We start from the raw sequence: 26,212 nt of genomic DNA, 5'->3' as shown, positions 1-26,212 counted from the left end.
GGTAGCTGAACCCGCTCCAGTAGCTGAACCCACGTCCGCACCTGAGGCGTAAGGATGAACGACCTCAACCAGGTTGTCCTCACAGGCAGGATTACCAGGGATCCGGATATCCGCTACACACCCTCGGGCAAGAAAACGGCCCGTGTTTCAATTGCTGTGAACCGGAGCTGGAACGCGTCCAAAGATCCGTCTGTCCGTGACTGGAAGGAAGAAGCCTTTTTCGTTGACATCAGCGCATGGACTTACGTTGCCGACAAGATCGAGAAGTCGGCTGAGAAGGGTCTTCGCGTTCTCGTGACAGGACGCTTGTCCATTCGAGACTATACGGCCAACGATGGAACCAAGAAACGTGCTACCGAGATCGTGGCTACAACATTCGAGATCATCGGTACTCCTCAGAACCGTCAGAGTTCCGGTGAGCCCGCTGAAGCGCCCGGCGAAGATGACCTTCTGAAGGACTTTGAAGTCCCCGAGGGATCATTGCAGCAGGGTTCCGGCTCTGAAGACCACGACGTGCCATTCAACTGAGATGAAGGAGTAAACTACTATGCCAAACGCACCATTCAAGAAACCAAGCAAGACCGGCAAGAAGAAGTCCTTTTACTTTCGCGCGCGTAAGAAGTTTTGTCCATTCTGCGCTGACAGGACTGATGATATCGACTACAAGGATGCTTCACGGCTGCGCCGTTTCGTAAGCGACAAGGGCAAGATTCTCCCTCGCCGTGCGACAGGCGTGTGTGCAAAGCACCAGCGTGCCCTTGCGGGTGCCATCAAGAGAGCTCGCGTCATGGCTCTCCTGCCGTTTGTGAATCGGTAGTTCAACACCTGCCATGGACAGGAAGGTAGTTCTGCTCGCCGACGTCAAGGGCGTAGGCCACAAGAATGACGTGGTCAGCGTTTCTGTGGGCTATGCTGCCAATTACCTCCTTCCCCAGCGTCTGGCTATCGAAGCAACGTCCGAGAGAGTTGCCGCTCTCAGCAAACACAAGACGGCAGTGTCTCAGGAAAAGGATGTTGCGCTTGCGCGGGCCCAGGACTTGGCGGCGAAACTGACAGGTCAGTCGGTTACCGTTCGCGCCAAAGCGACGCCACAGGGGAGACTGTATGGCGCTATCACTCCGGACGAAATTGCTGCAGCCATTGGCAGTCAACTCGGTGTCGCCGTGGAAAAGAGAACCGTGAGTACCGATGAACCCATCAAGGCACTTGGTGTATATGCGGTTGCTTTGAAGCTGAATCCCCAGGTTACTGCCCTCGTCTCCGTCACCGTGGCGGAAATTGTCTGAGGATGGCCGATCGGAGTGATGCCCAGGTAAACGAAGCCCGCCCACGAGCCGGACAGAATGAATCCGGTTCGACTCCGGGGAATGTCGTTCCACCGTATGATATGGGGGCCGAGCAGTCTCTGCTCGGTTCCTTTATTGTCTCAAATACCACCGTCGACGAAGTCATGGACTATCTCAAGCCTGAGGACTTCTACTTCGATGAACACGTCGCCATCTGTAACTCCATTTTTCGCCTCCGAGCGTCCAACAAGCCTGTCGATGTCATCGTTCTGAGCAACGACATCAAGAGTCATGGCGACCTCGATCGCATTGGCGGTGTGGCATACCTGGCCAAACTCACTGAGCTTGTCCCGACAACCCAGAACGTCAAGTATTACGCTGAGATCATCAAAGAATCATCGATCAAGCGCAGTATTATACGTGCGGGCCGCGACATCTACGAGCTGGGGTTCTCTCCCACCGTTACAGCCATGGAGCTGATCGACCGGACGGAGAAGTTCATCTACGAAGCGTCTCAGGGTATGGTACGCGGTGACTTTCAGCCGCTGGAACGCATCCTCCCGGACACGTTCCGGGTGCTGCAGGAGCGGTATGACCACAGAGGTTCTATTCGCGGGATTGCCACTGGTATCAAGAACCTGGATCTTCAGATCGGCGGGTTCCAGCCCCAGGAGCTGGTCGTCCTGGCAGCGCGGCCAAGCGTCGGTAAGACGTCGCTTGCATTGAACATTGCGGCGTACAACGCAGTCCGCCTGAAGAAGCCCGTGGGCATTTTCAGCCTGGAGATGTCCCGAGAGCAGCTGGCCGAACGTGTCATATCGTCAGAAGCGATGATCGAGGCGGACAAGCTTCGGTCGGGCTATCTGTCGCAGGAGGACTGGCAGGCGCTGACACAAGTCAGCAACAAGCTATCGGAAGCACCCCTGTATATCGACGACGCGGCGGGGCTGACGGCTCTCGAGATACGGGCGAAGGCAAAGCGTCTTGCGGTCACAGCGAAGGTGGAACTCCTCATTGTCGACTACCTCCAGCTTGCTGCCTCTGGTGAGAAGGTCGAAAGCCGCGTCCTTGAAGTGGCGCAGATTACTCGCATGCTCAAGAACCTGGCCCGCGAACTCAATGTGCCGATCATTGTCGTTTCTCAGCTGTCACGGGATATCGAGAAGAGAGACCGCAAGAAACCTCAGTTGTCTGATCTTCGTGAGAGTGGAGCCATTGAGCAGGATGCCGACATTGTCATCTTCCTGTACACCGACGAAGCGATAGATACTTCCGAGATGAACACCCGGACGCCCACCAATGCTTTGGTCGCCAAGCACCGCAATGGCAAGCAGGGCAACGTGAAGCTGATGTTCGACAAGAGGTACACTCGATTCGAGTCTCTCGACACGACTGCAGAGGACTAAGTACAGCCACTCGGCGGTCGTAACTATTGACGAGGAGCCAGTTCTCAGTAGAATGAACTGGTGCGCGGGCCGTTAGCTCAGTTGGCAGAGCATCTGCCTTTTAAGCAGAGGGTCACAGGTCCGAGTCCTGTACGGCTCACCAAAAGCCCTCGTAGTCTAATGGTCAGGACACGGCCCTTTCAAGGCTGCGATAGGAGTCCGATTCTCCTCGAGGGCACCACCTATGGGCGGATGGCTCAGCGGTAGAGCACCTCCCTCACACGGAGGGGGTCGCAGGTTCGAACCCTGTTCCGCCCACCACGTTTCTTGTGTCACATATGGTAACAGCTTTGCGCGGCTAGCGAGGCTGAGACACCGGATGCTCACTTGACTTTTTGTGGAACAATCTATACTAAGTATGGTACGGGGTCGTGGTGTAGCTGGTCCAACACGCTGGCCTGTCACGCCGGAGACCACGGGTTCAAATCCCGTCGATCCCGCCAGAGCGGGAGTAGCTCAGGGGTAGAGCTCTGCCTTGCCAAGGCAGTTGTCGCGGGTCCGAATCCCGTCTTCCGCTCCATTTTTTTCGTTCTGGCCAGTTGGCTATTTTTAGGCCGGCGTAGCTCAGTTGGTAGAGCAGCTGATCCGTAATCAGCAGGTCGTCTGTTCAAATCAGATCGCCGGCTCCACTGTTTTTCGCTCCTACTTCGCGATACCCAGTACAGGAGGACCCTTGTAGTGAGTATTCCATCGCAAGCAGTTGTTGTCTACCCTCTCATTCTCGTTCCTGTCCTGTCGATTGTCGGCCTCTTGTTCGTAGCTGTTCTGGCGAGATCCATTGCGCGCCATCCACTCGATAATGAGGCAATCCTCCAGATCACTCTTACCATCCATCGTGGTGCTACCACGTTCCTGGCGCGTGAATATGCCGTGCTGTTCCCCATCCTGGCGGTCGTGGGCGTTCTTCTCGCCCTGGGGGACGGGCTTGTAGCAGGACTTTCCTTCGTTGTCGGTGCGGGATTCTCGATACTGGCCGGTTATGTGGGAATGCAGATTGCCACTATGGCCAATGGTCGCACAACTCTGGCGGCGCGACGTTCCCTAGGGGCAGCTCTCAACATGGCTTTCTCTGGCGGGTCCGTCATGGGGATCGTTGTGAGCAGTCTTGGTGTTGCAGGGTCGTTCCTTTCGATGTTTGGCACACTGTCTATCCTCCACAGTCCGGAGAAGGCTCTCGTTGCTGCAACCGGATACTCCATGGGAGCATCCCTTGTTGCACTGTTTGCGCGCGTCGGGGGAGGTATCTACACCAAGGCAGCGGACGTGGGAGCAGACCTCGTCGGCAAGGTCGAAGCCGGTATCCCCGAAGACGATCCTCGCAATCCCGCCTCGATAGCGGACAACGTTGGAGACAACGTCGGCGACGTTGCAGGCATGGGTGCCGATCTTTACGAGTCATACGTGGGGGCCATCCTGGCCGCCGACATCCTGGGCTACTGGTTCGCCCGTCAGCATGGAATTGCTGATGCTCTCTTGGCGGTGCGCTACGTCTACTACATCGTCGCGGCGGGTTTGATGTTCTCTCTGATGGCCGTGCTCCTGGTAAAGCTCCTGTCGAGAAGTGACCGGTTCTCGCCTGAGTCCCTCCTGCGCTATGGGTCCATTGGAGCTTCTGTTGCGCTCGTGGCTGCCTCGCTTCCTCTTTCTCTCGGAGTATTTGGCGACATGAAGGCAGGAAGCGCTGTCACCGTGGGCGTCGTGTCCGGAGTCCTCATTGGTCTGGCTTCGGAGTATTTCACGTCGTCACGACCTGTTGCGCAGATTGCGCTTGCATCCAAGAGCGGTGCGGCGACCAATATCCTCAGTGGAATGTCTGCCGGAATGCGCAGTGTCGTCATTCCTGTGGCCGTGATTTCGGCGGCCCTGCTTGCAGCCTATGCCGGACTCGGGATGTATGGCATTGCGCTGGCCGGAGTTGGGATGCTGGGAACCCTTGGTATATCCCTGTCAGTCGATGCCTATGGTCCGATTGCCGATAACGCAGGTGGAATTGCCGAACTGACTGGACAACTGCCTGTTGTTCGAGAGCGTACGGATCAGCTCGATTCGCTCGGCAACACAACGGCGGCAATGGGGAAGGGTTTTGCGGTCGGCTCCGCCGCCCTGACGTCGCTGGCACTGTTCAGCAGTTTCGCGCAAGCTATGAACTTGCCAGTGCTCAACGTTCTTGATCCGCGCGTGGTCGCAGGCATGTTCCTGGGCTCGGTTCTGCCATTCTGGTTCTCAGCGCTTCTCATCGAGGCAGTTGGTTCTACCGCAATGCTTATGGTTGCCGAAGTGCGCAGGCAGTTCCGCGAGATCCCTGGTCTTCTACAGGGTCTCGCTGCGTCCGATCCAAATGCGTGCATAGCTATCAGCACACGAGGCGCGCTCAAGTACATGGTGCCGCCGGCTCTCGTTGGTATTGCCGCTCCTTTTGTCACGTACTTCCTGCTGGGCAAGGAAGCAGTCGGTGGTCTTCTTCTTGGTGCTACGGTGACCGGCACACTGCTTGGACTATATATGGCAAATGCCGGCGGAGCATGGGACAATGCGAAGAAGCTTATCGAGCGATCACTTGGCGGAAAGGGCAGTCTCGAGCACCAGGCGAGTGTTGTCGGGGATACCGTTGGCGACCCATTGAAGGACACTGCAGGACCTTCACTGAACATCCTCATCAAACTTATATCGGTGGTCTCGCTCAGCTTCCTCCCCCTGTTGATGAAATAGACAGGATCAGTCCAGAGAAACCGACGATTCCTTCAGTGTTTGCGTCTTGCGCTGTCGCTCCAAATGCATACTCTTTGAGTACGCAGATGAACGAATCTGGACTCTTACGCGAAGGAACGTGCCAATGAAAACAGAAACCAAGAGACTGACGGGCTCTTCTCGCTCCACAAAGGTCCGCAAGATACTTCTGATAGGCGTTGTGTCCATTTTGACTATTGTAGTTTGTTTTGCAGGCTATACTGTCATTTCTCTCTATAATTCTCTCCGCTCGATCAATCCGAATGCAGGCGCCACGGCATCGACTCTCAACCTGAGGGAACGGATCAATATCCTGGTCGTCGGTGTCGACTCACGAGCCACGAACGATCCAGGTCGCTCTGACAGCATTATGCTCATCGGCCTCGATCCAGCCTCGCGTACCATGTCGGTCATGTCGATCCCCAGGGATTCTCGTGTCAACATTCCTGGACACGGCTACGACAAGATCAATGCTACGACAAATCCCGACTACTTTTCCGATGGTGGAATCCCACTTCTCGAGAAAACGGTCGAGGCGATGATCCCTGGTATCAAGATCAACTACTATGCGAAGGCCGATTTCGCCGGGTTTGAGAAGGTCATCGATGCTTTGGGAGGCGTGACCATCAACGTCGAGAAGGCGATGTACTACAGAGCAGTGGATACCCTTATCAACTTGAAGCCAGGGATACAGCACATGGACGGCAAGACGGCTCTGGAGTACGCCCGCTTTCGTCATGATGCAATCGGTGATTTTGGCTCCCAGAACGGCGAAGAACTGGGACGTGTTGTTCGTCAGAAAGCTCTTCTCAAGGCTATCGTAGCCCAGACCACCTCGCTTCGCAACGTCTGGAAGCTCCCGCCTGTCATCAGTGCGGTCGAGAAAGCTGTTGTGACAGACCTTCTCCCCAATGACATGCTTCGCATCGCCCTTGCTTTCAAGAATACGACCGACAAGGAAGTAACCACGGTCCCGTTCCCTGGAGTACCAGGGACTGTCGGGGGAACGTCGTACGTCATTCCGGACCTGGATGCCTTGCAATCGAAGATTGCTCCGCTATTCAGTCCGCTCGTCCCGTCCAACTAGGAGCCCTGACGAACGGAATCTCCGCCTGGGGTTGGCAACAACCGCGCAATGGTGCTTCATGAGCATCATCGCCGTCGTGATCACCTTGGACCGCCCCGAAACGGCATCGTGCTGTCTGTCGTCGATCCTGCACGGAACCCAGCGACCCGACCGGGTCGTCGTCGTCGACAATGGTTCTGCCACCCCATACACTGCTCCGCAGGAATACCGGCAAGATGTCGATGTCGTTCGTCTGGAAGACAATACTGGGCCTGCAGGAGGTGCAGCCGTCGGCCAGCAGAAGGCACTGGAGCTCAAAGCTGACTGGGTTTGGATGGTCGACGACGATGCTGTCGCCGATCCAGACGCCCTGATGCGCCTCATGCAAGGCGTCGAAACTCATGGCATACGGACGTACTTCCGCTCTGTGTGCTATAATATGCCACAACCGGAACTCCCTTTCTTCAACTCGTTCACGTATAGTCGCAGGACCGGAATGCTCAGGCCAGTGCCCCGGGAACGCTATCAGGATCCCGTATTCCCCTTTGACGCCTGTGCCATGGCAGGCCTCTTCGTCCCGTCTTCCTTGCTCCTTGAATCCGGCATCTTCGACGCGTCGCTGTACGGATGGTACGACGACACAGAGTTCACGCTGAGAGCAACGTTGGCGGGTTTCCACGGGTACGCCATCCCCACGAGCAGGTTGCTGCACCCTTCGGCCAACCGCAGAGAGCTGCGGGTTCTCGGAAGGTCACTTGCAGTGCTCGTCGACCAGCCGGTGCGCTTATACTATGGAACCCGCAACTGCATTTTGACACAACGCCGGCTCCTCACACGAGCTCGTTTTCTGACCTTGTTCCTTCCTCTCTTCGCGGTTCGACGTTTCGTTTCGATTGTGCTTTTCTACAATAATCGTCGTGCTTTTTTGCACTACTTCGTGAGGGGCGTCTCAGATGGCCTCCACGGCCGGAAAGGCAAACTCACACAAGGGGGTTGTATCATATGAGAAACAAATGGATTGTTGGAATCGTACTTGCGCTTGTCATCATCGCGGGTGTCGCTGCAGCGCACAAGCTGACGCGTTCGTCCAAGGGTGCGGCGGGTCTCTCAGGGAAGCGCATCGAGGCAACGTTCCTCGCTTTTGGGATCGAGCCGCAGACGGCCGCACAGATCAAGGTGAATACCCCCATTTATGACGAGACAGGCAGGGCCTGCTTTACGATTACGAACATCACGATGACTCCGGCTGAAGAGGACGCGTTTGACAGCAATGGGGTGCTTCATGTCGTCGGGCACCCGATTCTCAAAGACATCGTTATCACAGCACAGTCCATCGGCCCGAAGGTCGCGTGGGCCTATATGTTCGGCACAGACAAGATTCTCGCCGGAGCAAACCTTGCCCTCTATGGAGACAGCTGGAAGGTCTGGGTACGTACCCTGACGGTGCACGACCTCCCATAGGGACGGAATGAACCTCAACTCCACCAGGAGGCGGTTGGCAGCGAGAGTCTTTCTCCTGCTGGTCGCCTACTATCCTCTCGTCAACTGGGCCATCCGGAAGGCCAATTTCCCTCTTGCCAACCTCTGGGAAGAGATCATGCTCCTGGTCTTCCTTGCCCTTGCCGTCGCCACGAGTTGGCGGAAGATCGGACGTCTCGTGGCTTCACCCGTCGTTCTGACAGCTCTCCTGTTTCTTTCTGCGACACTTCTGGGCTACGCAGCGAATACATATTACGTTGGTGCGTATATTCAAGAAGCCCGTCTGGCGTTTGAACCATTCATGGCCTTTGTCATCCTCTTTCTTCTTGTCGATGGGAATGCCGCCGGTCTCCTCCGCGAGATGATTCCTCACCTCGTGGTGACTGCCACCATGGTAGCCCTCATCGGGGTCTATCAGTACGTCCGGAAGGTCCCTATACCTGCTCAATGGCTTGACAAGGCCACCGAGAGGGGGGTCATCAGTACTCGGGCATTCTCGCTGTTCGGCAGCCCTAATGTCCTTGCTGGTTACCTCGAGGCCATCATTCCCCTGGGTGTGTACATGGTCCTCGTGCGGACAAGGTGGTATGAGCGAGCAATTGCAGCAGGATGCGTGCTGGTTATGGGCTGCGGATTCCTTCTCACCCTGACGCGAGCCGCCTGGTTGTCGGCGGCAGGATCGTACCTTGTCGGACTCCTCATCCTGAACCCCGTAGTAGCAGCGGTATTTGCCGCTGCCGGCGCAGGTATTCTCATCGCTGTTCCAACATTCCGACTCCGCATGACTAACCTGCTCAGTTCAGCTTATGTCGACAAGAGCAACAACCTCGGCCGCCTGTTCCGATGGAGGCAAGCGTTTGTGAATCTCACGGACCACCCTCTGCTTGGAAGCGGTTTTGGCACATTTGGAGGTTCCGCCGCCCAGAAGTATGGCTACTTCACGGGCATTTCTATGGATTCGGTGTGGATTCGTGTGCTTGCTGAGACAGGCATGGTCGGCTTCGCTTTATATGTCTCATGGTTGTCGAGCGCTTTTGCCTGCGTCGCCACACGCTTCTTTCGCTCGAAGGACAAACTCTGGCTGTTCGCGTCGGTGGGCCTTCTTGCACTTCTGATCAATCTGTTCACTGACAACCTTCTCGACTCGTGGGCAATAACGCTTGTTATGTGGAGTCTTTTCGCCCTCGGCGCCGTTCCCGAGGCTGGCGAATGAAGGCGCTTGTCCTCAGCACCAACAACTATCGCTCGTTCCCCAGCCGAAAACAGCGCTTTGCTCGAAGACTGGTCGAACGAGGCTATGACGTTCTCTACGTTGAAGCGCCGGTAACCTGGCTAGCGCTCGCCCGTCCGAAGCAGCGGTGGAAGTTGAATGCCTGGCGGTCCGGTACGCACGAGCAAGGAGAACACATGTGGACCGCGTCGCCCACGCCGTGGCTTCCGTTCTTCAAGAAGTATGAACGTATGGCAGACCACGACTCACTCACCTACTACCGCTACTTGCAGAGTCTTGCTGGTGGCTGGACGGCTGAACCCGGCATCGTCCTGACGTATCTGCCATTTGTCCCAAAAACTCTTCGGTTGCTTGGCGCTCCGGTCGTGTACGATTGCGTCGACGACCACAGCGCGTATCCCGGACTCCTCGACAAGGGTACTGTCGATCGCCTCGAGGCTCGGACTGCCGACATTGCGTCTGCTGTGATTGCAACCAATGAAACCATCGCTGCCAAGTTCCCGTCGCACGAAGACAAGCTGAGTCTGATCCAGAATGGCGTGGACCACGAACTGTTTGCTGCGCCCGCCATGGCGTGGCTCGACACATTGATCGCCCTGCCGAGGCAACGCAAATTCCTGTATGTCGGAGCAATGCGCGAATGGTTCGATGTGCAAGCGCTTGGCGCCATTGCTGCTGCGTATCCAGACTGCGTGATCGACTGCTTCGGCGAGGCCTTGCCGCTCGTTCGTAGTGAACTGGCCATCCATACCAACATCGTCTTCAAGGGAACGCTTTCCCAAGCTGCGATCGCGCAGGAAGCCCCCCACTACGACGTCGCGCTCATCCCCTTCCGTGAATCGCCGCTGATTTTGGGCGTCGACCCACTGAAGTTCTATGAATACGTTGCAGCTGGACTGCCTGTGGTTTCGTCGACAATCCACGCCCTTGGAACATTCGGCAACGACCTCGTGCGACTTGCATCCACTCCGCAGGAGTTTATTTCCGCAGTGCAAAACACGATCGATGCGGATTCACTCGAGTTGCGCCGTTACCGCGTGCAGTCATCCCGACGTTTTGACTGGTCGTTCCGGATTGCCGAATTCGACCGCGTTCTTGACACGTTGATACCCCACCAGTCCTGAATATGGAGGAAAAGATGGAAAGAAAGCTTGCAATTGTCGGTCTTGGCTATGTCGGCCTGCCTCTTGCGCTCACCTATGCGCTCGATGCATTCCAGGTCTCCGGGGTCGATATCGACCCGCGTCGCATCGAGTCGATCAAGTCGTCTTCGCTCGGTATGCGCGAGGATTTCGACAGCGTGCCGGTCAATGATGTCCTCCGAACGTGTCTTGCAAACGGCAGCTTGAACGTCACCAGCAGGTTCGACGAACTCCCAAAGGACGTGGCGACCTTCATTATTACGGTTGGCATCCCTATCGACCATGCATGGACTCTGGACATGAGCATGCTCACAAGCGCCTGTGCGGAGCTCGGCAAGCTGCTCAAGAAAGGAGATCTCGTCATCTGCCGGTCCACAGTACCTGTTGGCACCACTCGTGGCCTCGTTCTGTCCACGCTGGAGCGTGCAAGCGGACTCGTGGCAGGTACCGACTTTGACCTCGCGTATTCGTCGGAGCGGATAGCTGAAGGACACGCGTATGACGAGTTCCGCAACATGCCACTGGTCGTCGGGGGCATCAACGGGAGGAGTCTCGATCGTGCGACCCAGGTGCTCGGAGCCGTCAACCGGGAACCCATCTTCAAAGCGTCCTCCATCGAACTTGTTGAGGCGGCGAAGATGTTCGAGAATGCTCAGCGGGACGTCAACATCGCAATCGCCGACCAGATGGCACGTTTCGCGAATTACTTCGGCATCCCCACGTGGGAACTGATCGAAGCCTGCAACACGCACTCCAGGGTCAAGATCCTCATGCCTGGGATTGGCGTCGGGGGGCACTGCATCCCGTATGCTTCGCCTTATCTGTTCGGTTCGCTCACAAATCAGGCTGAATGTGCAGAATTGCTTCCGACGTTTGTCTCCGCACGTCGGGCGAACGCCGCTCAGCCCGATTACATCGCCGAGCGCATGTCCAGGAGGATGGGCGGACTCGAGGGCAAGCATGTGCTGTTTATCGGCATCGCGATGAAGGACTACTCGGACGACGTCACGGTGAGCCCGGCCGTCGACCTTGCCAGGGCACTTGCCAAGGCGGGAGCCGACGTGCACGTTCTCGACAGCGTCGCTGAGGCGCCCAGGGAATTCGGACGCGAGATGGACATTGATACGGGCTGTTTATGGGCAGACGCAGTCGTGTTGCCTATCCGACAAGGCAATGTGGACTATGAACGCGTCAAGAAGCTCGTCATAGCAGCGGCCGGCCGCGTGATTCTGTTTGACTTCAGGGGCGTGTTCGAACATGACGCCGACGTCCTGCAGCAACTCTGGTACGTTCGTCTGTAGAAGGCGGATGCGTCCGCACGACAATGACTGAACGAGTCTACGTCGCCGGTATTCCGGTCGACAACCTGGACATGGACGAGACTCTCGCCACTATCGAGGCCTTTGTGGCGTCTCGGATCCCTCATATGGGTGTGGCCATCAACCCGGAGAAGGTTATCAAGGCCAGACAGGACAAAACCCTTCAGAAGATCCTGCGCAGAAGCGATCTGAATTTCTGCGATGGAATTGGAATCATCTGGGCTACGCGAGTGTTTTATCGCGTGCACATCAAGTCGCGAGTGACCGGTGTCGACCTGTTCTTGCGGCTGCTTGAACGGGCAGATGCTCGTGGATGGCGTCTTTTCCTTCTTGGATCGCGCCCTGAAATCCTCTCCGGAGTTGTGGCAATCGTGAAGGAGAGATACCCCGGGCTCGTCGTGGCGGGTTCACACGACGGATACTTCACCGCTGCAGACGAACCCGGGCTCGTCGCAGAGATCGCTGTCGCCAAGCCAGACATCATGTTTGTCGGCATGGGCAGTCCCAAGCAGGAGAAATTCCTTGCCGGCAACCTCTCGGCGATGGGCGTCCCGTTTGCCATGGGCGTGGGAGGGAGCTACAACGTCCTCTCGGGCGAGTTCAAACGTGCACCTGCCCGCGTCCAGAAACTCGGACTTGAGTGGTTGTACCGGTTCGTGCTTGATCCCAAGCGGCTGCCCCGCATTCTTTCACTTCCACGGTTCGTCGGTATTGTGCTGCGGTCATCTCGGAAACATGTCGACAACATCGACTTCTTTGGCATTTCCATCAGCAACAGGGATATTGACGAGCTTCTCGAGATAGCCGACGGTTTCGTGAAAAGCGGGGTGCCCCATCTCGTCGTTACACTGAATGGCGAGATGGCCGCTCGTGCGTTCAAGGACGCCGAATTCCTCGAGATTGTCCAACAGGCGGATCTGGTCGTTGCTGATGGCGTTGGCATCGTGTGGGGAGCGCGCATGCTGGGACCGCGCATCGAGAACCGCATTCCCGGTATCGAGTTCTCCGGCTCTCTGCTGGCACTTGCCGAACGGAAGGGATACCGTGTCTACTTCCTCGGTGCAAAGCCGGACATTGTCGAGCGGGCTGCCTCCAATGTCATGACTCGGTATCCTGGTCTTCATGTCGCCGGCTTTCACTCCGGCTACTTTGACGCGGCGGAAGAAGCGCTCATGATCCAGGAAATCCGGGCGGCACACGTCGACATTCTCCTCGTCGGTATGGGTGGAGGAATCCAGGAGAAGTGGATCTGGCACCACCGCGACATGGGTATCCCTATTGCAATCGGCGTGGGCGGCACATTTGATGTCTGGAGCGGACTTGTTCGCCGAGCGCCTCGATTCGTTCAGAAGACCGGCACGGAGTGGTTGTATAGACTGGTCGTCCAACCAAGCCGCGTACGGCGCGTAGGGAGTATCTTCTACTTCATGTTCCGCGTGCTTGCGCATCGTCGGACAGCATCCAGGAGCTAGATGACCCGAATCCTTGTCCTGGGCTACTATGGTTTTGGTAATTTTGGCGACGAGCTCATTCTGTCGGCTGTACAGAATGAATTGACGAGTATCGAGTGCGAGGCGGTGTTCGTGGTCAATGAACCGGGCCAGTATACGAGCCCCGTCTGCCCGCGACACACGCTCGTCGACCGACATAACCTGGTAGCGATGAGAGCAGCCCTCAGGACGTGCGACTATGTGATGCTGGGTGGGGGAGGACTCATCCAGGACGTTACCAGCTGGCGAAGCAGTCTTTACTATTTGGGAATTCTCCTGCTGGCCGCGCTACACAACAAGCGAATCCTCTCCTACGCACAGGGCCTCGGTCCCGTTAGGCGGTTTTGGATCCGCCGTATAGTGAGGTCGGTCTTTGACCGCATGATCCTCATCGATGTACGGGACGACGCTTCGCGAGACCTCCTGCTCGATTGCGGGATTCGAACACAGGACATCTGCGTGTCGTCCGATGTTGGGCTTGCCTATCTGGTCGCGTTAAGCGGTGAACCTGTCGCGGCTCCCCGTCGCGCGTCCCGGATTATTGCCTGTGTCAACGAACGATTCGGGTGGACACCCGAGGAAACAGCCTCGTTTCTCGACTGCCTGGGGTCCCAGTCATTTGCCCAGCTGGACCTGGTCGTGCTCTTTCCATCAGCAGACCTGGCATTCACACGAGCGGTCCAGGACCGCCTGCTCACGCCGTCAGAACTCATTATCTCGCCTCAGCCATTGGCACTGCTGGACCTCTGCAGTTCCGCCAGTTTGACGGTTGCGGGCCGATACCATATGGCTGCCGCGGCGGTCGCCGCGCGGTCTCCCCTGGTAGCGCTCGCCTATGACCCAAAGATCTCCCAGTTGGCCGACTGTTGTGGCTTTGATGCCTTCCAGCCAGGGAATTCACCGCAACAGGCTGCTCAGCGTGTTCGCACCAGAAGCATCCCGCCCGTGACCGAAGAATCCATTGAACGAATCGGCCGGACCAGAACGGACCGCATCGCCCGGCTGAAGACCGTTCTGGAACGTCGGAACCTGTGAACGTTCTGTCGGTTCTTCGTCAGGTCCTCGCTGACAAGGCTTGTTTTCTCTGTGGCGAGGAATCGGACCTTCCTATTTGTCCCGGCTGTGCTTCTTCATTTCGACCATGCGATCCAGGGTGGAGCGACAGCCATCTCGCTGCCGGCCATGTATCGGGTTTCTCGGCGTACTGGTACGAAGGAACATTGCGACAGGCCATCCTACAGATGAAGGTACAAGGTGAGTATCGGTTGGCCGGACAGCTTTCCGGCATGTTGGCGAGCCTCGCAAAAAGTCTTCCACTCGAAGATCGACCGGTTTTTGTCCCCGTTCCGCGGTTCGGCGCACGGGATAAGACAGAATATCGTCACTTCCCACATATNNCTGATAAAGACCCGTCGCACGCCTCTGCAGACACAGTTGTCGGATACGGAACGCCTCAAGAATGTTGATGGCGCGTTCGAACTCTCGCCCACTGCCGTCGACCGCCTATGCGGCAGGACGGTCGTCATCGTGGACGACGTCCTCACAACAGGAGCTACCGTCTGTGCCGCCACGAACGTTATCCTGCAAGCACGTCCACATCAATGTCTGTACTTGACCCTCGCTCGTAGTCGGGCTACAATACGGTCAGGCTTATGAAGGCAAGAGCCTAATCTGATGCAAAGGGAGGCACACATGAAGATAGAACATAAGTCCAAGACGCTTGAGATCCCTCCGCGCATTCTTGCCTATCTCAACGAAAAGGTCAGTCGGTTTGACAAGTTCTTTCGCAAGGAACCCACGCTCGGTGCCAATCTAAACCTCCTGCGAGGTAAATATACATGCGAACTCACGCTTGAGGTCTCTGGCCGCATCATCAAGGCTTCAGGACAGGGACCGGACATGGAAGGTTCTATCGATGCTGCGTGCGACAAGCTCGATGTGCAGATCCGTAAGTTCCACACCCGGGTCTTCCGGAGGGACTTCAAGGCGGTTGCCGAGCTCAAGGGTCTGTTCCAGTCTGAAGTACCGGTAGAGGATGTTGAAGAATCTCCTGAGGGTATCGTGAAGCGCAAGGAATTTGAGGTGCTTCCGATGTCTGAGGAAGAGGCGATCCTCCAGATCGAGATGCTGGGGCACCAGTTCTTCGTCTATCGGGAAGGCTTGTCCAACAAGGTCTGTGTTCTGTACAAACGTACCTATGGGGGCTACGGTCTGATTGAAATTGACTGACCAGACGAGACCCCCGATTGTTGCTGCGACACTGGCGACCATCACTTCAGCTTTGGCGCCGCGATCTGACGAGCCACGCCAAAGCTGTGTTGTGCCAGCGCCTACGCTGGAAGGCCGAGTCCTGTGACAGTCCATCAAGCCAGTGTAGTGTCTGTGTCGAAAAGTCCGGTAGTTCATTCTGTGGAGGTACCTCTCTGATGGGATTGTTCAGCTCGTTTTCTCCAGCTGCTCGCAAGCTCAAGACATATCAGGCTATGGTTGCACAAATCCTTCAATTCCAGCCGGCGTTGGCCGAGCTCGACGATGAGGGTTTGAAGACTTACGGAGCCGAGCTCAGAAAGCGGGCTGCGGTCGGTGCCACTGAAACCGAGCTGTTGCCTGAAGCCTTCGCACTGGTGAGAGAGACTTCCCGCCGTCTCATAGGTCTGGAGCACTTTCCCGAACAGCTCCTTGGAGGTGTCGCGCTCTACTTTGGCAACATCGCCGAGATGAAAACCGGCGAAGGGAAGACGCTTGTGGCCACCTGTCCCCTGTACCTCAACGCCGTCATGGGTCATCGAGGTCACCTTGTTACCGTCAACGACTACCTGGTCAAACGTGACCGGACTTGGATGGGGCCTGTCTATGAGTTCCTTGGCATGTCGGTTGGCCTCCTTCAGAACGACAGCTCTCCGGAAGAGCGCGGTGCTGCATACGCAGCCGACATCACCTATGGCACAAACAACGAGTTCGGCTTCGACTACCTGCGAGATCATATGGCCGGTTCAGAAGACGGCATGTTCCAAAAAGAAGCTCTCGATTTCGCCATCGTCGACGAAGTCGACAACATCTTCATCGATGAGGCTCGGACAGCACTTATCATCGCGGGCCCCGGTGGTGACTCGGACATGCCATACTACGAGGCTGCAGCGTTCGTCAAGCGGCTGAAGGGAACGGTTCGCTCCGAGATGGCCGCCGGTGACAACGAGACACCGGCCGGTTCCGACTACGTCTACGACGAGAAGCACAAGACTATCGATCCGGCCGAGGATCTGCTGGCCCGTTTTGCCCGTGCTGCCAGGATTCCCGAGGACAAGCTGCTGAAGGAGCAGGCCACCTATGGCAAGATTCTTCGCAACGCCATCAGAGCACAGGTCTTTTTCAGGAAGGACAGCGAGTACATCATCAAGGACACAGAAGTCATCATTGTCGATGAGTTCACGGGTCGACTCATGTATGGGCGTCGCTATTCTGAAGGATTGCACCAGGCCATCGAGGCAAAGGAAGGGCTCAAGGTCCGCGAGGAGAGCCAGACGCTGGCAACAATCACGATCCAGAACTTTTTCAAGATGTACCGCAAGCTGTCCGGGATGACAGGAACGGCACTCACAGAGGCAGATGAATTCAAGGAAATCTATGGACTTGATGTCCTCGAGATCCCTACACACCGTCCAGTGGGACGCCAGGATGCGGACGATGAAGTCTATCGGTCCGAGCGCGGTAAACTGGATGCGATTCTCCGCGAGATCCAGGCCCGAAACGAGAAAGGGCAGCCCGTCCTTGTGGGTACGCGTTCCGTCGAGAAATCAGAAGCACTGAGCCACGAGCTGAAGAAGCTTGGCATCAAGCATCAGGTTCTCAATGCAAAATATCATGAGAAAGAAGCGGAGATCATCGCCCAGGCAGGTCGCAAAGGCTCGGTCACCATTGCCACCAACATGGCGGGCAGAGGTGTCGACATCCTGCTGGGTGGAAACCCTGAGGCTCTTGCTCACGCCGCTGCTATTGTTCGTACCAAAGCTGACTCCAAGAAACAGCCGGAACAATATGCAGAACAGTACGCCAAGCTCTTTGCAGAGTACAGTGAGTCGTGGCCGAAGGAACATGAGGAGGTCGTAGGTCTGGGAGGTCTCTTCATCCTGGGGACCGAGCGCCATGAGTCGCGCCGTATCGATAACCAGCTGCGGGGGCGGGCGGGCCGACAAGGAGACCCTGGTGAGTCCAAGTTCTTCCTCTCGGCAGAAGACGACATCCTGCGCATCTTCGGTGGTGACCGCATCCAGCGTATCTTCGAAATGATGAAGGTCGAGGAGTCGGTGCCCGTGAATCATCCCCTCCTCTCAAAGACAATCGAGATGTCCCAGAAGAAGGTCGAGTCCTACAATTTTGATGCGCGCAAGAGCCTCCTTGACTACGACAATGTTCTCAACAAGCAGCGCGAGGTCATCTACGCGGAACGTGACAAGGTTCTTGCGGGAGCCGACCTTACGGACGAGGTTCACGAGTTCATCAACGAACAGGCCCAAACAACAGCACAGCAAGTCGTCCAGGCGCAACGAGCCGATGAGACCGATCTTGGCAAAGTCTACAATGACCTGGTCCTGGATGCCTTTGGCAGACCCGTGGCGATGACACTCGAAGAGCTGACGGACCTTGTCGAACGCCATGACGCCGAACAGGCGCTCACCACCACAATTCAAGACCGTGCCGAGGCTATTTACCGCGAGAAATACAACAGGTACGGAGAGAATGTCATGCACCAAATCGAGCACTACTTCTTCTTGCACACCATCGATAGTGCATGGAGGGACCATCTTCTTCAGATGGACGACCTCAAGGACGGCATCGGCCTGCGTGCTTATGGCCAGCAGGATCCGGTCATTGCTTATCAGAAGGAAGGGTACGATCTTTTCAATGAGCTGATGGACCAGATAAAGCACGATGTGACAAGGGCATTGTTCACCTTCGAGCTGCAGCCCCCACAACCAGAGAAGAAACATGATCGATCTTGAACCGCTGCGCAGGCGTGTTTCAGAGTGTGAGTCGCGCGTCTCCGGACTTTATCAGTCTGGCTGGCTGACGAGCCAGCAGGCGCGGCTGGAAGAGCTGCGGACCAAGACAATGGCTGCCGGCTTCTGGAATGACCAGACGAGCGCAGCAGAGATCATGGGTGGTATCGCACGCATCGAGGCAGACATTGCTTCCCAGCAGAAAGCACTGTCTGGGCTGGACAACGCTCGGACTGCCATTGAGCTCCTTGTCGGGATGCCGGATCCCGAGCTGGAGCGGGAAGCTGTCGGCAGCATTGAACATCTCGAACATGACCTGCAGATTCTTGAGACGACGGCCTACTTCAGCGGTCCCTATGATGCGTCCAATGCTATCTTGTCACTCTCGAGCGGAGCGGGTGGCACAGATGCGCAGGATTGGACCGAAATGCTTATGCGTATGTATACTCGTTATGCTGAACGACAGGGGTTCGAGGTGCTCGTGACGGACTACATGCAGGGAGAGGAAGCAGGTATCAAGGGTTGTACGCTGGTCATAAGGGGACCATATGCCTATGGCCTTCTGATGCACGAAAAAGGTGTACATCGCCTGGTCCGCATCAGTCCTTTCGATGCAAACAAACGTCGCCATACGTCGTTTGCAGCGGCAGACGTCATCCCGGAAATCCCAGAAACCAACACGGACGCCGACATCCCCGAAGGTGATCTGCGCATCGATGTCTTTCATGCGTCAGGTCATGGAGGACAGAACGTGCAGAAGGTTTCTACCGCTGTGCGTATCACGCACATCCCAACGGGCATTTCAGCCAGCTGTCAGAACGAGCGCTCGCAGTTGCAGAACAAGCGAATGGCAATGGCCGTCCTCAAATCCAGACTTCTTGTGCAGCGGGAACTGCAGCGTGATGCCCAGATTTCGGAAGTGCGCGGGGCCTTCAAATCAGCCGAATGGGGCAACGAGATCCGGTCGTATGTCCTGCAGCCGTACAAGCTGGCCAAAGACCACCGTACTGGTCTCGAGAAGGGAAACGTCGATGCAGTTCTCGACGGTGATTTGCAGGACTTCATCCTTGCAAGTGTGCGGCATGACGCGGAAGATCGTCGTTCGAGCGACACGTGACGTTGTCGGTATAACGATCGGGTGTTTCGTCTACGCCCTTTCGTTTGCCCTCTTCGTCATCCCTGTAGATCTGGCTCCCGGAGGTGTCTCGGGACTTGCGATCATCCTGAATCACTTCTTCAAGGTCATCCCCATCGGCATTACGATCATCGTCCTCAATACTCCGCTCTTCCTGATGAGCCTCAAGCGGTTGGGCAAGGCATTCCTGTGGCGTTCGGTGTACGCCACCATAGTCTCGTCACTCCTCATCGATCTTATCATGCCGTATACGCATGGCTTCCATGTGGACATGCTGCTCTCGGCGGTGTACGCCGGGGTCGTCATGGGCATCGGGATCGGCATCATCTTCCGCTTCTTCGGTTCCACCGGCGGCACCGATCTCCTCGCTCAGCTGCTGTCTGAACGTATCGGACTGAGTTTCGGGACAACCTTGCTGGTCATGGACACGATCGTCATTGCCCTCTCGGGTATCGCGTTCCGGAGTGTCACGATCCCCCTGTACTCAATCGTGTCGCTGTATATCTCAGCAAAAGCCATCGATCTCGTACAGGAAGGAATCTCTTTCTCGAAGGCGGCCTGGGTGGTCAGCAACCAACCGAAAGCCATTGCCGGCAAGGTCATGGCCGAACTGGATCGCGGAGTGACGAAATTCACTGCAACTGGCGGCTTCACGGACGAACGCAAGGAAGTGGTGTTCTGCGTCGTACCCCAAAGCCAGATATCTCATCTCAAGCAGATCGTCCATGAGGTTGACCCTGATGCCTTCGTGGCCATCATGGACGTTACCGAGACTCTGGGTCTCGGATTCAAGGAGCTGGGTACACGATGATACAAATGTTGAGCGTCTCAAAGAGATATGACGATGGATACTATGGTCTAAGGGATATCACCTTCAAGGTAAGCCCCGGCAAGTTCGTCTTTCTGACAGGTGAGTCGGGCGCAGGCAAGAGCACCGTTCTGCGACTAATCTATCGTGCCGAACGGCCGACGAATGGGACGATCCTGGTTGATGGAACGGACACGGCAGCGGCTCATGGCGGCTCGCTCACGTCTCTGCGGCGGAGAATGGGCATGGTGTTCCAGGACTACATGTTGCTATTCGACCGCTCCGTGTCTGAAAACGTGGCGCTGCCGCTGGCTGTCCGAGGCCTGGGCAAAGAGATCATCAGTCAGGAGGTAGACAAGTATCTGGATCAAGTCGGCCTCGCGGGATACCAGCGTCGCCTGTGCTGTTCGCTTTCAGGAGGCGAGAAGCAGCGTGTTGCTCTTGCCCGCGCGCTCATCGCAAAACCTGATATCATTCTCGCGGACGAGCCGACGGGGAACCTCGACCTGAGCAATGGAGAGAAGATCGTCGAGGTTCTCCATGACGCCAACCGCCAGGGTGCCACTGTCTTCATGGCTACCCATGATCTGTACCTCGTCCAGTCAACACGACTGCCGTTTGTACGGCTCCGTGGTGGACGAAAGGTCGAGGAGGGCAACTTCTGATATGTTTACATTCAAGCAGACACTGCAGGACCTTCGGAGACATCCTGTCCGTACTCTCCTCGTTTCAATCCTGATAGCTGTACTGATGGTCGCAAGCGCTGGCATCTATGCAATGTCCATGGACGTGCGCCACACCATCTCGGAGATCGAGGGCACACACTCCATCAACGCATACCTTCTGGCCGGCCTGGATCAGACTTCCATTCAGACTCTTCTCGAGCAGATGCAGAAAGACGAAGCCGTTGCCCGTGCGGAATACGTGAGTCCCGCAGACGGCCTCAAGAAGCTTGAGACTCAGTATCCCCAGTTTGCAAGCGTATTTAGCGACCTGACACATAATCCGATTCCACCTCTTATCCGGGTCTATCCAGTCTCCGTGCAAGGCATCACTGGCCTGGCTGCGGAGCTTCGTTCTCTTGCTGGCGTTCAAAGCGTGGAGTATGACGAAAGCTCGGTGCAGGGGATGGCCAACGCGAACGTATTTGTCCACAACCTCCTGCTCTACATGCTAGTTCTCGCCAGCTTTCTCTTCATTGCGGGTTTCTGCCTCATGGCATTCAGCATCATCAATGGCAAACGAAAAGAGACTGCAGTGCTGAGCGTGGTCGGTGCCAGCAACCTCCAGGTTCTTCTCTCAACACCCGCCCACCTGGTCGCTGTCTGGGCGCTCGCGTCAGTCCTCTTCGCAGTTGTTCTCCCGAGCGTCATCAGGTATTCCACAACACGCCTCAAGGCGTCCTTTTCGTGGGTGACACCCGAGCCTGCGGGAGTCATCTACGCTGGGGCCGCCTCCGCCGTTGTGCTGGCCTCCCTGGCCTGCCTCCTTCTGGCCTGCGTCATTGCAACGCTACTGGCGTACCGCATGGATGAGGAACAGCGTCGAGAGGAGACGCTTCTCGAATGAGAATCCTGAGGCTTTTCACTGCTATTGTCCTGATTCTCGCTCTGTTTGTCGGTGCCTCCGTCTTCGCTCCTGGCGTCGAAGGGGACCTCGCGAGCGACCTCAAGGCTGCTCAACAGAAGATGAACCAGCTGAAAACACAGCTTCAGGCAATCCAGAAGCTGATCACGGAGAACAAGTCGGCCAAGTACAACCTCCTCAGTCAGCTGACTTCTCTTAATGACCAAGTGGATCAGCTGGAAGGCGACATAGGGGACATCGACAGCCGCATCACTCAACTGGAGACTCTCCTCAGCAAGACAGCAGCTCAGATCGTCGTCAGAGAAAAGCAATACAACGAGTTATCAGCAGGAACCGGGTCGTCGATCGATCTCCTGTACCATGTGTCCAACCTCGACGTCGCAGGTCTTCCTTTCACAGGGGGCGACCTTAGTGCCACTGTCGAAGCACAGCAAGGCGTGTCAGCCGTCCTTCAGCAAATCACGGCGTCTCTGTCTGCGGTAAGTACGCAGAAACTCGCTCTACAATCGGACCGCGCCGCCTATGCGCAGACGAAGAGCCAACTGGACCAGGTATATGCGCTCAAGAAACAACAGGCAAGCCTTCTGGCACAGCAGAAAGCTGCCACGCAGCAGACCCTGGGTTATCTGGCAGCCCAAGGTACCCAATACACTGCAGACAACAAGCGCATTCAAGACGAGCTTGCCCGCGAAAACAAGCTCATCGACCAGATCGTCGCTGAGATCGATCGGCAAAACAATCCGGGCACGGGGCCGACAGGCAAGCTCCTCTGGCCGGTGGCGGGCCATATTCTTATCACCGAGCTCTTTGGGATGCGCCACGATCCAATTAACGGGGTGTGGGAGATGCACACCGGAATCGATATAGGGGCGCATATGTCAACACCTGTTCGCGCTCCTGCGGATGGTGTGGTTGTGTACGAGGGGAGATTCTCGGGATACGGCAATATGCTAATGATTCAATGTGGCCAGCACATGACTCTGCTCTTTGGGCATCTCAAGTCGTTCATTGCCAAGAAGGGGCAGTCCGTGAAACGTGGTCAGGTAATGGCTCTTTCAGACAACACGGGCTGGAGTACGGGCCCTCATCTGCACTTTGAGGTCCGGATCGATGCCATTCCGAAGAACCCGTTCCTCTATCTTGGGCCAAAACCATAGAGCTCACGGCCAAAGGAGAGCCATATGCCATCCAGAAAATCCTCGCTTGTCATAGCAATAGCCGCGCTGCTCGTTGTCGTGATCGCATTCTGGGCTGGATTCGTTGCATATCCAATCCTTGCCCCACGCCTTACAGGCTCTTCCCGACCATCATCAGTCCAGACGACTCTTGACCGCGACACCTATCTCAAGTTGTCCGGGAACATCTATGACACTCTCAGCCTGCAGTACTACCAGAAGGTCGATGCCAGCAAGCTCCTCAAGGGACAGGTCGCTGGGCTTGGCGACCCGTACACGGAACTGTTTACACCTGCCGAAGCGGCGGACTTTCGCGAACAGCTGTCTGGTGAATACGTAGGCATCGGCGTCGTCATCACGCCGAGCGCGAAAGCTGACGCCATCGAAATCGTAAGGATATTTGCTGGTACACCTGCAGAAGAGGCTGGACTGAAGCCTGGAGACCTCATCGATAGCATAGACGGCACGACCGCTCGGAAACTGGACCTCGATACCGTCTCCGCTCGTGTCAAGGGCAAGGCGGGTACGTCGGTCCGATTGAAGATCGAACGTGCCGGAAAACTTTTGGACTACACAGTCACACGGCGCCAGGTCGACCTGCCGGTTGTCGAGAGTCGTATCATCGGGAACAAGGTTGGCTACATCTCCGTGTCCTCATTCAGCTCTGGTGTGGCTGTGAAGTTTGCCCGGGCGCTTCACGCACTCGAGGACCAGAAGATTGCAGGACTGGTCATCGACATACGGGACAATGGCGGCGGCTATCTCAATGAATGTCTCGACATGCTGTCGAACTTCATTCCCCATGGGACAGCTTTGTGGACGAAGGAGGCTGGAGGCGAACTAAATCCAGTGACCGTCAGTGGTGGCAGTGTCTCGTTTCCAATCGTTGTCCTGGTCAACGAAAACTCTGCGAGCGCTTCAGAGATCTTCTCGGCCGCAATGCAGGAGAACAAGACGGCTCTCGTCCTGGGGACCAAGACATTCGGTAAGGGAGTCATCCAGCGCAGTTGGGACCTCGCGGATGGATACGAACTCAAAGTGACGGTCGAGGAGTACTATACGCCAAACAAGAACACGATCCAGAAGAAAGGACTGACTCCCAACATCGTGGTAGCAGATCCGACCCCCGCGCTCTTTGGAACGCTTCCGGGCGATGGCCAGCTCGCACGCGCTGTCCAGACAGTCGAGGAAGGGAAGCGACCATGATTGTCGTAGTATCTGGTCCTGGAGGTGTCGGCAAGAGCACTGTCGTCGCGGAACTGCTGCGGCGCCATCCAGATATGCACCGCTCGATCTCCGTCACGACGAGGGGCCCCCGGCCGGGGGAAGTAGATGGCGTCGACTATCACTTTGTGACCGAGGAACAGTTCACAAATTGGATTGACAAAGGACTGTTCGCCGAGTATGCTGATATACGTGGCCGTCACTATGGGACGCTGATGTCCTCGCTCGAAGCTGTCCGGCCACAGGAAATTCTGGTCCTGACCATTGATATTCATGGCGGCTGCAGCATGAAGCGCCTGTTTCCGGAAGCCCTTATGATTTTTCTGAAGCCTCCGGATGTGATGGAGCTCGAACGTCGTCTGGCGTGCAGAGGTTCGGAAACGCCCGAAGAGATAGCCGGACGCATCGAGCTTGGTCACTACGAGATGACTTTTGCCAAGGATTACGATTACATGGTCACGAACCGTGACCTTGAGACCACGGTCGACATTGTCGACAGCATAGTCCGCAGTGTACTGCGGAGATAGGAGTCGTGTATGGACGATCAGAAAGAACAACCTACCCAACAGCCAGAGCTGGCAAACCTCTATCTGGAGACGTTGATCGCCAAAGTCGACACGAACAAGTATCGGCTCATTCGTCAGCTTCTCGATACATCGCATGAATTGCTCGAAGAGAAGACCGACCCACTTCGTGAGCCTGTCGATGACATCCTTCGGAAGTCCGCCGGCCGCATGGTGGCTGCAGCGGCACGCGACGCTGCAAACCCCGTGATCGAGGACACCGAACCGAAGCGCTAAAGTACCCGGAATCCAATCACTTACGAAGAAGCGCCAACCACCCCGTACGAGCGTGCGGGGTGTCGATAACTTGCGAAAGGAGAGACCCATGGACAAAAATGCGCGCACCAGCCAGACCGTAGAGTTTGTGACGATCGGGCATCCCGACAAAGTCGCCGACCAGATCTCGGACGCCATTCTGGACGAACTGCTTACGCAGGACCGATACAGCCGCGTCGCCTGTGAAACCTTTGTCACACATGGCTTGGTCATTGTCGGGGGAGAGATTACGACTAACGCATTCGTCGACGTCGACGGCGTCGTCCGGTCGACTATCGACACCATTGGCTACAATCATCCGAAATATGGGTTTGACGCCAAGACCTGCGCGGTCGTCAACGCAATTGGTCGTCAGTCTCCAGACATTGCCCAGGGTGTCGATGCAGGTGGTGCCGGGGACCAGGGTATCATGTATGGCTATGCCACGGACGAAACGCCCGAGTATATGCCGCTACCGTACGAACTGGCGCGCAAGCTCACCATGCGGCAGGAGGAAGTCCGGCAGCAGAATATCCTTGACTATCTGGGCCCGGATGGCAAGAGTCAGGTCACGCTGGAATACGATGGCGACAAGCCCGTTTACTTGCGTTCTGTCGTCCTCTCGTCTCAGCACCTCGATACCGTTCTTGATCCTGACAATCCCTCACGAATGTCGAATGAGGCTCGTGAGGAGATTATCGAAAAGATCGTACGGCCATCGTTGCCGACTGACCTTCTCGACAGCAAGACCACGATCTTTGTGAATCCCACCGGCAAGTTTGTCGTGGGTGGCCCACAGTCCGACACGGGTATGACGGGGCGCAAGTTAGGCATCGACACGTACGGGGGACGTATCCCGCATGGCGGAGGATCTTTTTCTGGCAAGGACCCCACAAAAGTGGACCGGTCAGCGACGTATCTTATGCGGTATCTCGCCAAAAACATCGTGGCAGCTGGTATTGCCCATCGATGCCTTACGCAGGTGGCTTATGTTATCGGTCAGAAGGACCCCGCTTCGTTCGAGATTTCCTTCGAAGGCACTGGCGCGATTCCCGAGTCGATCGTACGGGACGCCATTGCGAAGAATGTCGAAATGACTCCCACCGCCATGATCGACTATCTCGGGCTTCGAAAGCCCATTTACCGCCAGACGTCCATGCACGGTCACTTCGGACGCCCGGGATTCAGCTGGGAAGAACTTGACCTGGTTCGAGAATTGAAGAACTGGCTCAACATCTAGCCCGTGTTTGGCAGTTTTGCCGTTCTGACACAGAGAGGTCCGT

At 56.3% G+C, this 26,212-nt stretch carries 25 protein-coding genes and 6 tRNA genes; all 31 read left to right on the top strand.

Going from position 1 to position 26,212, the window contains the following annotated elements; all coding sequences use genetic code 11:
- Positions 1-54 precede the first annotated feature (54 nt).
- Complete coding sequence (locus tag SMC3_RS03835; RefSeq protein WP_119089845.1) at positions 55-528, top strand: single-stranded DNA-binding protein; 474 nt, start codon at positions 55-57, stop codon at positions 526-528.
- A gap of 19 nt (positions 529-547) precedes the next feature.
- Positions 548-817 carry a 30S ribosomal protein S18 gene (rpsR, locus tag SMC3_RS03830; protein WP_119085711.1) on the top strand — a complete coding sequence of 90 codons (270 nt, stop codon included), beginning with the start codon at positions 548-550 and terminating at the stop codon, positions 815-817.
- A gap of 13 nt (positions 818-830) precedes the next feature.
- Positions 831-1,286 (top strand): 50S ribosomal protein L9, encoded by a 456-nt coding sequence (rplI, locus tag SMC3_RS03825; RefSeq protein ID WP_119087449.1) that lies wholly within the window; start codon positions 831-833, stop codon positions 1,284-1,286.
- A 2-nt stretch (positions 1,287-1,288) separates the two neighbouring features.
- Positions 1,289-2,692: a replicative DNA helicase gene (gene dnaB, locus SMC3_RS03820; RefSeq protein WP_119087448.1), complete on the top strand. Its 1,404-nt coding sequence runs from the start codon at positions 1,289-1,291 to the stop codon at positions 2,690-2,692.
- Between the two features lie 66 nt (positions 2,693-2,758).
- Positions 2,759-2,834, top strand: a tRNA-Lys gene (locus tag SMC3_RS03815).
- A 3-nt stretch (positions 2,835-2,837) separates the two neighbouring features.
- Positions 2,838-2,912 (top strand) — tRNA-Glu (locus tag SMC3_RS03810).
- Between the two features lie 5 nt (positions 2,913-2,917).
- Positions 2,918-2,992 (top strand) — tRNA-Val (locus SMC3_RS03805).
- Positions 2,993-3,096: 104 nt separating this feature from the next.
- Positions 3,097-3,174 (top strand) — tRNA-Asp (locus tag SMC3_RS03800).
- 2 nt (positions 3,175-3,176) lie between these two features.
- A tRNA-Gly gene (locus SMC3_RS03795) sits at positions 3,177-3,251 on the top strand.
- Between the two features lie 33 nt (positions 3,252-3,284).
- Positions 3,285-3,360: transfer RNA gene (locus SMC3_RS03790), tRNA-Thr, on the top strand.
- A 49-nt stretch (positions 3,361-3,409) separates the two neighbouring features.
- Positions 3,410-5,440 (top strand): sodium-translocating pyrophosphatase, encoded by a 2,031-nt coding sequence (locus SMC3_RS03785; RefSeq protein WP_207799654.1) that lies wholly within the window; start codon positions 3,410-3,412, stop codon positions 5,438-5,440.
- 124 nt (positions 5,441-5,564) lie between these two features.
- Positions 5,565-6,545, top strand: a complete 981-nt coding sequence (locus tag SMC3_RS03780) for an LCP family protein (protein WP_119089844.1) — start codon at positions 5,565-5,567, stop codon at positions 6,543-6,545.
- Positions 6,546-6,603: 58 nt separating this feature from the next.
- Complete coding sequence (locus SMC3_RS03775; protein ID WP_165846555.1) at positions 6,604-7,530, top strand: glycosyltransferase; 927 nt, start codon at positions 6,604-6,606, stop codon at positions 7,528-7,530.
- Positions 7,527-7,985 carry a DUF4330 family protein gene (locus tag SMC3_RS03770; protein ID WP_119087445.1) on the top strand — a complete coding sequence of 153 codons (459 nt, stop codon included), beginning with the start codon at positions 7,527-7,529 and terminating at the stop codon, positions 7,983-7,985. The genes SMC3_RS03775 and SMC3_RS03770 overlap by 4 nt, the downstream gene beginning before the upstream one ends.
- Before the next feature lie 34 nt (positions 7,986-8,019).
- Positions 8,020-9,216: an O-antigen ligase family protein gene (locus tag SMC3_RS03765; protein WP_165846554.1), complete on the top strand. Its 1,197-nt coding sequence runs from the start codon at positions 8,020-8,022 to the stop codon at positions 9,214-9,216.
- Positions 9,213-10,358, top strand: coding sequence for a glycosyltransferase (locus SMC3_RS03760; RefSeq protein WP_119089841.1), 1,146 nt, complete (start codon positions 9,213-9,215; stop codon positions 10,356-10,358). The genes SMC3_RS03765 and SMC3_RS03760 overlap by 4 nt, the downstream gene beginning before the upstream one ends.
- Positions 10,359-10,372: 14 nt before the next feature.
- Positions 10,373-11,677 (top strand): nucleotide sugar dehydrogenase, encoded by a 1,305-nt coding sequence (locus SMC3_RS03755; protein WP_165846553.1) that lies wholly within the window; start codon positions 10,373-10,375, stop codon positions 11,675-11,677.
- A gap of 23 nt (positions 11,678-11,700) precedes the next feature.
- The gene (locus SMC3_RS03750; protein WP_119087441.1) at positions 11,701-13,167 is read left to right on the top strand and encodes a WecB/TagA/CpsF family glycosyltransferase; all 1,467 of its coding nucleotides are present in this window, start codon (positions 11,701-11,703) and stop codon (positions 13,165-13,167) included.
- On the top strand, positions 13,168-14,220 hold the full coding sequence (locus tag SMC3_RS03745) for a polysaccharide pyruvyl transferase family protein (protein WP_119087440.1): 1,053 nt from the start codon (positions 13,168-13,170) through the stop codon (positions 14,218-14,220).
- 219 nt (positions 14,221-14,439) lie between these two features.
- Positions 14,440-14,841, top strand: a complete 402-nt coding sequence (locus SMC3_RS09885; RefSeq protein ID WP_119089840.1) for a ComF family protein — start codon at positions 14,440-14,442, stop codon at positions 14,839-14,841.
- A 36-nt stretch (positions 14,842-14,877) separates the two neighbouring features.
- A complete protein-coding gene (hpf, locus tag SMC3_RS03735; protein WP_165846552.1) occupies positions 14,878-15,414 on the top strand; it encodes a ribosome hibernation-promoting factor, HPF/YfiA family in 537 nt (178 codons plus the stop codon).
- A 197-nt stretch (positions 15,415-15,611) separates the two neighbouring features.
- A complete protein-coding gene (gene secA / locus SMC3_RS03730) occupies positions 15,612-18,185 on the top strand; it encodes a preprotein translocase subunit SecA (protein ID WP_119089839.1) in 2,574 nt (857 codons plus the stop codon).
- Positions 18,172-19,299, top strand: a complete 1,128-nt coding sequence (gene prfB / locus SMC3_RS03725) for a peptide chain release factor 2 (RefSeq protein WP_119087436.1) — start codon at positions 18,172-18,174, stop codon at positions 19,297-19,299. Before secA ends, prfB begins: the two co-directional genes overlap by 14 nt.
- Positions 19,265-20,128, top strand: coding sequence for a YitT family protein (locus tag SMC3_RS03720; protein WP_165846551.1), 864 nt, complete (start codon positions 19,265-19,267; stop codon positions 20,126-20,128). The genes prfB and SMC3_RS03720 overlap by 35 nt, the downstream gene beginning before the upstream one ends.
- Entirely contained in the window at positions 20,125-20,790 is a 666-nt protein-coding gene (locus tag SMC3_RS03715) for a cell division ATP-binding protein FtsE (protein ID WP_119087434.1), read from the top strand. The genes SMC3_RS03720 and SMC3_RS03715 overlap by 4 nt, the downstream gene beginning before the upstream one ends.
- Before the next feature lies 1 nt (position 20,791).
- On the top strand, positions 20,792-21,694 hold the full coding sequence (locus SMC3_RS03710; RefSeq protein ID WP_119087433.1) for a cell division protein FtsX: 903 nt from the start codon (positions 20,792-20,794) through the stop codon (positions 21,692-21,694).
- Positions 21,691-22,869, top strand: coding sequence for a murein hydrolase activator EnvC family protein (locus SMC3_RS09800; protein ID WP_119087432.1), 1,179 nt, complete (start codon positions 21,691-21,693; stop codon positions 22,867-22,869). Before SMC3_RS03710 ends, SMC3_RS09800 begins: the two co-directional genes overlap by 4 nt.
- Before the next feature lie 24 nt (positions 22,870-22,893).
- Positions 22,894-24,093: a S41 family peptidase gene (locus SMC3_RS03700; RefSeq protein WP_119089838.1), complete on the top strand. Its 1,200-nt coding sequence runs from the start codon at positions 22,894-22,896 to the stop codon at positions 24,091-24,093.
- Positions 24,090-24,638: a guanylate kinase gene (gene gmk, locus SMC3_RS03695; RefSeq protein WP_119087429.1), complete on the top strand. Its 549-nt coding sequence runs from the start codon at positions 24,090-24,092 to the stop codon at positions 24,636-24,638. The genes SMC3_RS03700 and gmk overlap by 4 nt, the downstream gene beginning before the upstream one ends.
- Before the next feature lie 9 nt (positions 24,639-24,647).
- Positions 24,648-24,911: a hypothetical protein gene (locus SMC3_RS03690; RefSeq protein WP_119087428.1), complete on the top strand. Its 264-nt coding sequence runs from the start codon at positions 24,648-24,650 to the stop codon at positions 24,909-24,911.
- An 88-nt stretch (positions 24,912-24,999) separates the two neighbouring features.
- On the top strand, positions 25,000-26,169 hold the full coding sequence (gene metK, locus SMC3_RS03685) for a methionine adenosyltransferase (protein ID WP_119087427.1): 1,170 nt from the start codon (positions 25,000-25,002) through the stop codon (positions 26,167-26,169).
- The last annotated feature ends 43 nt before the right edge of the window (positions 26,170-26,212 follow it).

The sequence above is a fragment of the Candidatus Cryosericum hinesii genome (assembly GCF_003570985.1).
Taxonomy (GTDB): Bacteria; Caldisericota; Caldisericia; order Cryosericales; family Cryosericaceae; genus Cryosericum; species Cryosericum hinesii.
This window is presented reverse-complemented; position numbering and strand designations above follow the sequence as displayed.